Raw genomic sequence first — 10,745 nt, forward strand, 5'->3', positions numbered from 1 at the left:
CCGGGGAAGGACGGACGAACCGGTCAGGACTTCCGGGTGGCCTCTTCGATGAGCCGGACCGTCGCGCGGGGGTCGCTGACCTGGATGACGAGGCGGTTGTAGCGTTCGTCGGTCAGTTCGATGACGACGGCCTGGGCCGGGTCGCGAACGTCCCAGAACACCCGCTCGCCGTCGAGGTGGAAGGTGCCCGCGACGATGACCCCGGGAAGGTGCGCTCCCGGCGCTCGCAGCCCCTTCGACTCCTTGACGATTCCCGGGTCGGCGGTCGCGCCCCTGACGTTGACCAGCGGAATCGTGAGTCGGCTCTTCAATGCCCAGAGCTTGTCGAGGCCTTCGATCTCCACGACGAGGGCCTCGCCGTCGATGTGCACACGTGCCATGTCTCTCTCCTCAGATCTCGTGCCGGCTGAGCTGGTCGGCCACAGCGCCGCCGGCTTCGGTGGTGTGCGTTCCGGACGCGCCGGCCCTGGCTCGCAGGCGCAGACCCAGCACAGCGGCGGTCAGCTCGGTGGCCGGCGCCGCGACGCGAGCGGTCTCGTCAGCGCCCTGATACGTGGCGATCAGAACCCGGCCGAGGGCCTCGTCGAACTCCTGCAAGCAACCGGCGACAATTTCGGCGACCTCGGCGTCGATGGGCGCGCGTTCAACCGCGGCCCTCAGGAGCAGGTCGAAGCCGGGTTGCGCCGCGTCGGCGGCAAGTGCGCGATGCAGGGCCTCGGTGATGTCGTGGGCCGCCGAGACGGCCAGGACGAGTGGTCGCACCTGGTGCTCCACGTGCCAGCGCAGCGCCCTTGTGTAGAGCCCACGCTTGCTGCCGAAAGTCTTGTACAGGCTGTTGCGATGGACGCCGAGTTTGGCCACCAGGTCATCGACGGACGTGCCGTCGTAGCCCTGGTCGGCAAACACCTCCACAGCCGCCTGAACAGCCTGTTCCTCGTCGAACCCGCGTGGTCTTCCCATGTCAACCACGGTAGCGGGTTTAGGAACGACCAGTCAAGAACAGTCGTTCCTAAATTCCGTCGAGAGATGTCCGGTGACTAACCGCAAGCGGTAGGTGACCGTGGGCAACCCGCGCCCGCGTCCCGAACGATCGTCGCCCCAACGATGCGGCTACTCGAAGCAGCCCGGGTCTCCGGCCCCGTAGCGCAGGATCTCGGGCTCAGGTTGCGACAGGTCGACCACGGTGGTCGGTTCCTTTCCACAGTCGCCAGCGTCGATCACCGCGTCGAGGAGATGGTCCAGCCGTTCCTTGATCTCCCACCCCTGGGTCATCGGCTCGTCCTCGCCAGGCAGCATCAGGGTGCTCGACACCAACGGCTCGCCGAGCTCGGCCAGCAGCGCCTGGACGACCGTGTGCCTGGGGACCCGTACGCCCACGGTGCGCTTCCTGGGGTGCAGCAGCCGGCGCGGCACCTTGCGGGTCGCCGGCAGGATAAAGGTGTAGCTGCCCGGGGTGCACGCCTTCACCATCCGGAAAACCGAGTTGCTGACCTGCACGAACTGGCCGAGTTGGGCGAAGTCACGGCACACCAAAGTGAAGTGATGCCGTTCGTCCAGCCGACGGATCTCCCGGATCCGATCCAGACCGGACCGGTTGCCCGGCTGACAACCGAACGCGAAGCACGAGTCCGTCGGGTAGGCGATCAAGCCGCCGCTGCGGATCAGGTCGACGACCTGCCGGAGGACCCGGGGCTGCGGGTTGTCCGGGTGCACGTCGTAGTACCTCGCCATACGCCCGAGACTAGGTGTTGCCCGGACGACGCGCCTCCCCCAGTTCTGGTACGGCCACCTCGACGCGGTCGCCGTAGTTCGCACGGTCAGGGGGTCGACGACGGCGTCGTGGCGGTCAGCACGGTCGCCGCCGCGGCGAGGCCGAGGAGGCAGGTCAGGGCCGCGACGCCGGCCATCCGGCCCGCCCCCGGGGTGACGACCGTCGGACCCGGTGGCATCGACTTCCCGCGCGCCGTCGTGGCCGGTCGCCGCCCAGTAGGGCGGCGCGGTGGGACGCGCCTGGCGAGGGCGAGCGCGCCCACGCACAGCGCCGGTGCCGCCACGGCCGGATAGGCCCAGCCGCCGAGCAGCGGGGTGAGCAGTCGCGCGCCGACGGCACCGGCCACCAGGAACGCCGCCGCCGTGCGCCGCCAGGCCAGCATGGTCCGCTCCAGTTGCAGGCCGGGGTCGCCGTCCAGGCGAGGGGGTGTCCCGGGTGGACCCGCCGACGCCGGGCGGTCCCCGTCGCGGGGTGCGGCGGCACGGCTCACCAGACGAGGCCGACCAGGATCAGTCCGGCCGCTAGGACCAGGCCCAGGCCGAGCGGCATCGCCAGCGCGGGTGGCGGCAGGCTCCGACCGAGGCGCAGCGCCGCCTCCGTACGCAGCCAGCCGATCCACGCCTGCACCGGGGCCGCGGCGCCGAGCACGATCAGCACGACGGCCGCGGCGCGGCGCAGCCCGGGCGCGATGGGCAGGGCCAGCGCCTCCAGGGCGATCCCGGCCGCGAAGAGCGCCAGCGACGTACGGATCCAGGCCAGGAAGGTGCGCTCGTTGGCGAGGCTGAACCGGGGGTCGGGATCGACGCCCCGGTCGAAGACCCGGCCGGGCCACCGGCGTCGCCCGGGCGTCCGCGAGGAGGTCTCGTCGTCCGTTTCGACTACCACAGGGCGGTCACTCCCTTTCCGACGGCGATGACGCTGCCGACCAAGGCCAGCCCGATGACCGATCCTCGGGCCCGCTCCTCCGGCAGCCAACGGGACAGCACCTGACCTCCGGCGATGCCGACGGTCATCGCCACGCCGCAGGCCAGCAGCAGGGGCCAGGACAGCGCCGGCGTGCCCTTGGCGGCCAGCGACAGCACGTTGGTGACCAGGCCGACGACCTGCACGGTCGGCACGAAGCTGCGCTGGCTCCAGTCGGTGCTCACCGCGTAGACGGCCAGGGGCGGCCCGCCGGTGCCCGCGGTGGTGTTGAAGAACCCCGAGGTGAAGCCCGACAACACCGGCCCGGCCCGGCCGCGGAGGAAGCGCAGCGGGTTGCCCCGGGCGACCCAGGCGACGGAGATCGCCGTGATCGAGCCGACGCCGATGAGCAGCAGCGGACCGGGCAGGGACGCCACCACCCAGGCGCCGAGGGGGACGGCGACCACGACGCCCACGATCATCTCCACGGCCAACCTGCGGTGCAGCGCCCGGAAGGTCGAGGCCAGGACGACGAGGTTGATCGCGGCGGAGAGCAGGTTCGCCAGCACGACACCGGTGAACGGGCCGAGGATGATGACCAGGAACGGCGCCGCGACCAGCGCGAAGCCGAGCCCGGTGACCCGCTGCATGGCCGCCCCGAGGGCGACCGCCACCACCGCGAGGGCGGCGCCGAGGAGGGCCACCGTCAGCGGGACACGGCGTCGTCAACCACGTCGCAGAGGCGGCGCAGCCGATCCACGGAGATGGTCCGCAGGTCGTCGGCCATCGTGGGGCTGCCGACGACCGACGCCCAGATCGCCCGGCCCGCCAGGAAGCCCGACGCCCCGGCCTGGCAGGCGAGGCGGACGGCGTCGGGGAAGAGTTCGGCGGGTACGCCCGACGACAGCACCACCCAGGGCCCGGCGATGGACTCGCTCAGCCGGGAGCAGCCGGCGACGATCTCCGCCGGGGTGCCCTGCCCGGCGGTGGGGACCTCGGCCTTGTAGAGGTCGGCGCCGAGCGAGCCGAGTTCCCTGGCGGCGGCGAGGATGCCGGCGTCGTGGTCGAAGGCGCCGCCCTGGCGGGGGGCGCGGGACACCGGCTCGATGATGCTGACGAGTCCGTTGTCGCGGCACCGCCGCACGAAGTCCGTCACCAGGGCGACCCGGGGGGCGGCGTCCTCGTCGGGGCGCCAGAGCACGAGCAGCTTGAGCGCCTTGGCGCCCTGGGCACGTACGGCGGCGGGGTCGACGTCGTCGTCGATGGCGACGTCGGCGACGAACTCGGTGGCGCTGGCGGTGAAGCGGTCGGCGGCGGCGATCAGGGCGCACTCGGCGGCGACGGCCTCCTCGGCGATGACGGCGTCCCAGCCGAACTGCTTGTCGACGAGGATCGCCGAGGCGTGGGGGCTCAGCGCGCGGGCCGCCGCGACCTTGAAGGCGGTGATCTGCTCGTCGGTCACCGGCTGGCTCTGGTGGGCGGCGAACATCGCCCGCAGGGCCTCCCGCTGGTCGACGGCGAGCATGGCGTAGCCGCCGGAGGGGCGGGCCAGGACGGTGGGCGACACGGTGGCGACGGTCATGGGGTACCTCCCAGGATTACCAAAGGACGTTGGCAACGTACCATCGGATGGTAGAAAAATAACATCCCTCGGTTGCTCTAAACTCTCCACCGAGCCCCGTGGGGTGACATCCGGCAGGAGGGCCCGGCGTGAGCGTGCAGACGTCCCGTTACGAGAGCGCCCCCCGGCGCCGCACGCAGATCATGGCCGCGCTGCGGCGGGCGGGCTTCCTCTCCGTGGCGGAGCTCAGCGCCCAGCTCGGCGTCTCGCAGATGACCGTCCGCCGCGACCTGCGCCAGCTCGCCGAGTCCCACGAGGTGACCCTCGTGCACGGCGGGGTCAGCCTGCCGCCCGGCGGTGTGGCCGGCCCCGGCTTCGCCTCCCGGGCGCAGACCCACACGCAGGCCAAACTCGCGATCGGGGCGGCCGCCGCCGCCCTGGTGCAGCCCGGCGACACCATCGGCATCGACAGCGGGACCACGGCCGCCGAGGTGGCCCACGCCCTGCCCGCCGAGTTCGAGGGATGCGTGGTCACCCACTCGGTGCCGGTGCTGGGGCACATGCTGTCGCGTCCGCGTGCCCGCGTCATCGGGATCGGCGGCGAGCTGCTGCACGACAACCAGGCGCTGGTCGGCTTCGCGGCCCTGGACCTGACCCGCCGCCTGCGGATCCGGATGCTCTTCCTCGGCGCCGGCGCCGTCGACGAGCGCGGGGTCTACGTGCGCTCGGAGATCGAGCTCAGCGCCAAGCACGCCCTGATGGAGATCGCCGACGAGATCGTCCTGGTGGTCGACGCGAGCAAGCTGACCGCCACCGCCCCGGTGCAGGTCTGCGGGCTCGACCGGATCGACAGCGTGGTCGTCGACGCGCCCCTGCCCGAGCCGGTCGCGACGACGGTGCGGCGCAACGGCATCCGCGTCATCACCGCCTGACCTCCCCGGCCCACTCCGCCACCGGCCGCCGGTCCGGCGGGCGGCACCGGGTGTCACGACGCCCTGCGGCGGGCTCCGGCCGTCCCGGTAGCCCAGCGGCATGCCCGGCCGTCCAGCTAGCCCAGCGGCGGGGCCCTGCCGTCCGCGTAGCCCTGCGGCGGGCCCGGCGGTCCGGGTAGCCCAGCGGCGGGGCCCTGCCGTCCGCGTAGCCCTGCGGCGGGCCCGGCGGTCCGGGTAGCCCACCAGCACCACCGCGGCGACACGTCCCGTTGCGGGGCGCGTCGTCCTTTTTCGCCCGCCACCGCCGGTCACCGGGACGACCCAGTTTGTTTCCAGCCCTTGACGGGCGGATGAACGCCGGCTAGAACTGCATGCAGTTCTTCACAAGTGTGAGAGAGGCCTCATGGGACTCAGCGGAGATCTGCAGCACGCCCCGGACGTGGTCGACCAGGCCGCCCCCGCGGCCGGAAAGGCCGGCCCCTCGGTGGGCGCCGTGCGGCTGCCCGACGTCCCCGTCGCCGACGTGCGGTGCCGGGTGTTCCGCGCCCGGCCCGCCGAGCAGATCGCGATGTCCTTCGCCCCCCTGACCCACCGGGTGATGGTGCTGGTCGAGGTCGAGCTGGCCGACGGTTCGATCGGCGTCGGCGAGAGCTGGGCCAACTACCCGTCCTGGGCCTGGCGCGAGCGCATCGCCACGATCAGGGAGGGCGTGACGCCACTGCTGCTCGGCACGCGGCCGGCCGACCCCGCCGACGCGCAGCGGGCGCTGATGGCGAAGCTGGGTCCGCTGGGCCGCCAGTGGGGTGCGCCCGGCCCGATCCACCAGGCGGTGAGCGCGGTCGACATCGCGCTGTGGGACCTGGCCGCCCGGCACGCGGGGCGGAGCCTGGCGTCGCTGCTCACCACGCACCCCCGCACCGAACTGCCCGTCTACGGCTCCAGCCTCGGCCCCGCCGGGGTCGCCGAGACCGCGGCGCACTGCGGGGCGCTCGGGCTGACCGCCGTGAAGGTCAAGGTCGGCTTCGGCCGGGACCGGGACCTGGACAACGTCCGCACCACGCGGCGCGTCCTCGGCGACGGGGCGCAGATCTTCGCCGACGCCAACCAGGCGTGGTCGTTGCCCGAGGCGCTGCGGATGCTGCCGGCGCTGGCCGACCTGGGTGTCGCCTGGGTCGAGGAGCCGCTCGCCGGCGACCGGCCGGAGGAACTCGACGAACTCGGCACCCGCACCGGCATGCCCCTGGCCACCGGCGAGAACCTCTACGGCGCCGCGGCCTTCACCCCGTACCTGCGGGGCAGCGGGGTCACCATCGTGCAACCGGACCTCACCAAGGTCGGTGGGATCAGCGAGTACCTGACGGTGCTCCGGGCCGCCGAGGCCGCCGGCAAGACCGTCAACCCGCATCTGTACAACGGCGCGATCGCGACCGCCGCGACCGTGCAGGTGGCCGCCAGCAGCCCGGCGACGTCCCTCGTCGAGTGGGACGTCCGGTCCAACCCGCTGCGCCAAGCCGCCGACGAGTTCCTGACCGCCCACGGCACGGTCACCGTGCCCAACCGCCCCGGTCTCGGTATCGACCTCGATCCGGACCAGCTCGAGCCGTACGAGGAGCAGCTGTCGTGACCGATTCCCCGATCGTCGACGAGGTCCTGGCAACCCCGAGCGCGGTGCGCATCGGCGGCCGGGCGGTCCCGGGCGCCGTCACGGGGGCGCCCACCCTGCCCGTCGTCGACCCGTCCACCGGGACGGCCTTCGCCGAGGTCAGCACCGGCGGCTCGGCCGACGCCGCCCGCGCGCTCGCCGCAGCCACCGCCGCGCTGCCGACCTGGGCGGCCACCCCGGTGGCGGAGCGCGCCGCGGCCCTGCGGGCCATCGCCGACGACATCGAGGCCCTGGCGACCCGCCCGGACTGGGCCGGGCTGATCACCCGGGAGACCGGCAAGCGGCTCGCCGAGTCCACCGCCGAGCTGGGGCTGACCGTGACCTACTTCCGGGTCATGGCCGACCTCGTCGAGCGGCAGGAGGAGCAACGGCTGACGGTGGTGCCACAGCACGAGCACCGGGTCGCCGCCCGGCCGGTCGGGGTCGCGGCCGTACTCACCCCGTGGAACTTCCCGGTCTCCATCCCCGCCCGGAAGATCGCACCGGCACTCGCCGCGGGCTGCCCGGTGCTGTTCAAGCCCTCGGAGCTGGCTCCGCTGTCGTCGATGGTGCTCGCCGCGGTGTGCGAGCGGCACCTGCCCGACGGGGCGCTCGGCACCGTCCTCGGCACCCCGGCCGACGTCGTCTCCCCGTGGCTCGCGGCGCCGGCGGTGCGGGCGGTCTCGTTCACCGGTTCGACCCGGGTAGGTCGCCTGGTGGCCACCGAGGCGGCGCCGCGGTTCCTGCGTACGGTGATGGAGTTAGGCGGCTGCGCGCCGTTCGTCGTCCTCCCGGACGCCGACCCGCAGGCCGCGGCGCAGACCCTGATGGTCGCCAAGTACCGCAACAACGGCCAGTCCTGCATCGCGGCCAACCAGATCCTGGTCGCCCGGGAGGTGGCCGGGGAGTTCGTCGAGGCGTTCGTCGAGGCCACCCGCGCCCTGCGCGTCGGCGACCCCCGGGACCCCGGCACCGACATCGGCCCGCTCGCCCCGGCCGGTGACCCGGCGCGCATGGCCGCCCTGGTCGACGAGGCCGTCGCCCGGGGCGCCCGTGCCGTCGCGCCGCACGGCGCGGCACCGTCCGCCGGGCACTACGCCGCCCCGACGGTGCTGCTCGACGCGCCCGTGGACAGCCGCGCCATGACCGGTGAGATCTTCGGACCGGTCGCGCCGGTGCACGTCTACGACGACCTCGACGCGGCGTTGGCGGTGCACCACGCCACGGGCTACGGGCTCGCCGGCTACGTGTGCGGCACCGACCTGGACGCCGCGCGGGCGGTCGCCGACCGGCTGCGCGCCGGCATCGTCGGGATCAACACGGGCACGCCGAACACGCCGTGGGTGCCGTTCGGCGGGCTCGGTGACTCGGGCGTCGGCTACGAGGGCGGCCGGCCGGGCCTGGAGGCGTTCCAGACCCACCTCAGCGTCGCCTCCCGCCCGGTGGGGGCCTGAGCGTCATGCGCCTGCTCATCGGCCAGACCGGCGCGCCGACCGCCGTCGTCAACGCGAGCCTGCGCGGCTTCCTGGAGGGCGCCGAGGGACACGAGGTCCTCGCCCTGCGCGGGGGCCCCGACGGTCTCGTCGACGGCCGGCTCACCCCGGTCGCCCTCGCCGACGTCCCGCCCGCCTGGACCCACCGCGGCGGGTCCTGGCTCGGCGCCGGCCGCCGGGCGGTCACCGGCGACGACCTCGACGCGGCGGTCGCGACGCTCGCCGAGCACCGCGTCGACGGGGTCGCGCTGATCGGCGGCAACGGCACGATGGCGCTGCTGCGGGCCCTCACCGAACGCGCCGAGCAGGCCGGGTTGCCCCTGTGCACCGCGGGCATCCCCAAGACCGTCGACAACGACCTGGTCGGCGTCGACCACTGCCCCGGATTCGGCTCCGCCGCGCGCTACCTGACCCGGGTCGTGCCCGACCTCGCCCGCGACCACGCGGCCATGCGGGCGATCGAGCCGGTACGCATCGTGGAGACCCTGGGCCGGTCGGTGGGCTGGCTGGCGCTGGCCGCGACGTGGCACCGGGAGGACCCGGCGCACGCACCGCACCTCGTCCTGCTGCCGGAGGTGCCGTTCGACCGGGCGGACTTCCTGCGCCAGGTCGACGACGCCCTGCACGCGCACGGCCGCGCGTTCGTGGTGACCAGCGAGGGCGCCGCCCGCGAGCTGACCGACGAGCCCTTCGAGGCGGCCAACCACACCCGGATCCTGCTGGGCGGGGTGTCCCGCCGGCTCGCCGCGCTGGTAACCGCCGAACTCGGGGTCGCCGCCCGCGGCGAGGTCCTCGGCATGGTGCAGCGCTCGGCCGGCGCCCTGGCCGGCGACGTCGATCGCCGGGAGGCGACCGAGGCCGGACGGCACGCCGCGCGGCTGCTCGCGGACGGGCGCAGCGGGCTCATGGTCGGCCTGCACCGCGTCGGCACCGACCCCTACGCCGCCGGGTACGACCCGGTGCCACTGGCCCAGGTGGCCGGCCACACCCGACCGGTACCCGCGCCGTGGCGCACGACCGACCCCGCCGACCTCGGCGACTTCCACGACTGGCTCACCCCTCTCATCGCCTGAGTGACCCCTCCATCGAAAGGCAGGCACATGCGGCACAGGTACCTGAGCGCGGCGCTCGCCCTGGCCCTGGTCGGCGGACTCACCGCCGGCTGCGGCTCGGACTCCGCCGGCTCCGCCAACGAGATCAACCTGATCATGTCGAACCACCCCTGGCAGCGGGCGATCGAGCCGTTGATCGACGACTTCGAGAAGGAGTCGGGCGTCACGGTGAAGGTCCAGACGTTCGCCGAGCAGCAGATGCGCGACAAGGTGCAGCTCAACCTCCAGTCGCGCAGTGCCTCGATGGACGTGTTCATGACGCTGCCCTCCCGTGAGGGCCCCCAGTTCGCCAAGTCCAACTACTACGAGCCGCTGGACGACCACGTCGGCAAGGCGGGGGCGGACTACGACGTCGACGACTTCCCGGCCGCCGTACGGGCCGGCATGACCGTGGACGACAAGCTGATCGCCGCGCCGATCAACGTCGAGGGCGTGGTGCTGTACTACCGCACCGACCTGTTCGACAAGTACGGCGTCACGCCGCCGAAGACGCTCGACGAGCTGACCACCGCCGCCGAGACGATCAAGCAGAAGTCCGGCGGCAGCGTCACCCCGATCGCGTTGCGCGGGCAGTCCGCGGCGCTGCCGTTTACCTTCGGCCCGTTCCTGCACTCGCAGGGCGTGAGCTGGACCAAGTCCGACGGCACGCCCAACTTCGACGACCCCAAGGCGATCGAGGCGATCGACCGCTACGCCACCCTGGCCCGCGAGTACGGCCCGCCCGGCGTCGTGAACAACACCTTCACCCAGTCCTCGGCCCTGTTCGCCGCCGGCAACGCCGCCATGGAGCTGGAGTCGAGCAACGAGGTCAGCAGCATCGTCGACCCCAAGACCTCCAAGATCGCGGACAAGATCGGCGTCCTCGACTTCCCGGCCGGCGCCGCCGGTTCCAAGACCACCGTGCTGTCCTGGGGCCTGTCGGTCTCCTCGTTCTCGAAGAACAAGGACGCGGCGTGGAAGTTCGTGCAGTGGGCCACCAGCGCGAAGACGCAGCTGGAGCTCACCAAGTCCGGCATCGCCCCGCCGCGCACCTCGGTCAGCCAGGACCCCGCCTACACCGCCACGCTCAACACCGAGACGCTCAAGCAGTGGAACGCGGCGCTGACGAAGGCGCAGACCGACGGTGACACCGAGGTCGGGCCGGTGGGTGTCGCGGCCCCCGAGATGCGCAAGGTCATCGGCGACGCGGTGGGCACCGTGATCCTCGGCCGGGCGAGCGCTGCGGACGCGGCCAAGCAGATCCAGGACGGCCTCACCCCGCTGCTGGCGAAGAACAGCGAGTAGGAGCCTCATGAGCACCGACACGACGACGAAACGCCCGACCGGCCCCC

The 10,745-nt window shown here is 73.1% G+C and carries 12 protein-coding genes; 5 read left to right on the forward strand and 7 right to left on the reverse strand.

Annotated elements, in window-relative coordinates; translation table 11 throughout:
• Positions 1 to 23: 23 nt before the first annotated feature.
• The 7 genes from ABZ573_RS21210 to ABZ573_RS21240 form a co-directional block, all read right to left on the reverse strand.
• Positions 24 to 380 (reverse strand): hypothetical protein, encoded by a 357-nt coding sequence (locus ABZ573_RS21210; protein WP_327028524.1) that lies wholly within the window; start codon positions 378 to 380, stop codon positions 24 to 26.
• A gap of 10 nt (positions 381 to 390) precedes the next feature.
• On the reverse strand, positions 391 to 960 hold the full coding sequence (locus tag ABZ573_RS21215) for a TetR/AcrR family transcriptional regulator (RefSeq protein ID WP_151452640.1): 570 nt from the start codon (positions 958 to 960) through the stop codon (positions 391 to 393).
• A 150-nt stretch (positions 961 to 1,110) separates the two neighbouring features.
• Positions 1,111 to 1,731 carry an L-threonylcarbamoyladenylate synthase gene (locus ABZ573_RS21220; RefSeq protein ID WP_358120186.1) on the reverse strand — a complete coding sequence of 207 codons (621 nt, stop codon included), beginning with the start codon at positions 1,729 to 1,731 and terminating at the stop codon, positions 1,111 to 1,113.
• Between the two features lie 86 nt (positions 1,732 to 1,817).
• Positions 1,818 to 2,261, reverse strand: a complete 444-nt coding sequence (locus tag ABZ573_RS21225) for a DUF202 domain-containing protein (RefSeq protein ID WP_358120189.1) — start codon at positions 2,259 to 2,261, stop codon at positions 1,818 to 1,820.
• Positions 2,258 to 2,656, reverse strand: coding sequence for a DUF202 domain-containing protein (locus ABZ573_RS21230; protein WP_358120192.1), 399 nt, complete (start codon positions 2,654 to 2,656; stop codon positions 2,258 to 2,260). Before ABZ573_RS21230 ends, ABZ573_RS21225 begins: the two co-directional genes overlap by 4 nt.
• Complete coding sequence (locus tag ABZ573_RS21235) at positions 2,650 to 3,378, reverse strand: sulfite exporter TauE/SafE family protein (protein WP_358120195.1); 729 nt, start codon at positions 3,376 to 3,378, stop codon at positions 2,650 to 2,652. Before ABZ573_RS21235 ends, ABZ573_RS21230 begins: the two co-directional genes overlap by 7 nt.
• Before the next feature lie 2 nt (positions 3,379 to 3,380).
• Positions 3,381 to 4,256 (reverse strand): hypothetical protein, encoded by an 876-nt coding sequence (locus ABZ573_RS21240; RefSeq protein ID WP_358120198.1) that lies wholly within the window; start codon positions 4,254 to 4,256, stop codon positions 3,381 to 3,383.
• Positions 4,257 to 4,384: 128 nt separating this feature from the next.
• Here ABZ573_RS21240 and ABZ573_RS21245 point away from each other — a divergent pair, with 128 nt between their 5' ends.
• From ABZ573_RS21245 to ABZ573_RS21265, 5 genes are all read left to right on the forward strand, one after another.
• Positions 4,385 to 5,167 carry a DeoR/GlpR family DNA-binding transcription regulator gene (locus ABZ573_RS21245; protein WP_151452646.1) on the forward strand — a complete coding sequence of 261 codons (783 nt, stop codon included), beginning with the start codon at positions 4,385 to 4,387 and terminating at the stop codon, positions 5,165 to 5,167.
• 403 nt (positions 5,168 to 5,570) lie between these two features.
• On the forward strand, positions 5,571 to 6,791 hold the full coding sequence (locus tag ABZ573_RS21250) for a mandelate racemase/muconate lactonizing enzyme family protein (protein WP_151452647.1): 1,221 nt from the start codon (positions 5,571 to 5,573) through the stop codon (positions 6,789 to 6,791).
• Positions 6,788 to 8,263 carry an aldehyde dehydrogenase family protein gene (locus ABZ573_RS21255; RefSeq protein ID WP_358120202.1) on the forward strand — a complete coding sequence of 492 codons (1,476 nt, stop codon included), beginning with the start codon at positions 6,788 to 6,790 and terminating at the stop codon, positions 8,261 to 8,263. Before ABZ573_RS21250 ends, ABZ573_RS21255 begins: the two co-directional genes overlap by 4 nt.
• A 5-nt stretch (positions 8,264 to 8,268) precedes the next feature.
• Positions 8,269 to 9,375, forward strand: a complete 1,107-nt coding sequence (locus tag ABZ573_RS21260) for a diphosphate--fructose-6-phosphate 1-phosphotransferase (protein ID WP_358120205.1) — start codon at positions 8,269 to 8,271, stop codon at positions 9,373 to 9,375.
• 27 nt (positions 9,376 to 9,402) lie between these two features.
• A complete protein-coding gene (locus ABZ573_RS21265; RefSeq protein WP_358120208.1) occupies positions 9,403 to 10,698 on the forward strand; it encodes a sugar ABC transporter substrate-binding protein in 1,296 nt (431 codons plus the stop codon).
• Positions 10,699 to 10,745: the final 47 nt, after the last annotated feature.

The sequence above is a fragment of the Micromonospora sp. NPDC007220 genome, from assembly GCF_040634035.1.
Lineage (GTDB): Bacteria > Actinomycetota > Actinomycetes > Mycobacteriales > Micromonosporaceae > Micromonospora > Micromonospora reichwaldensis.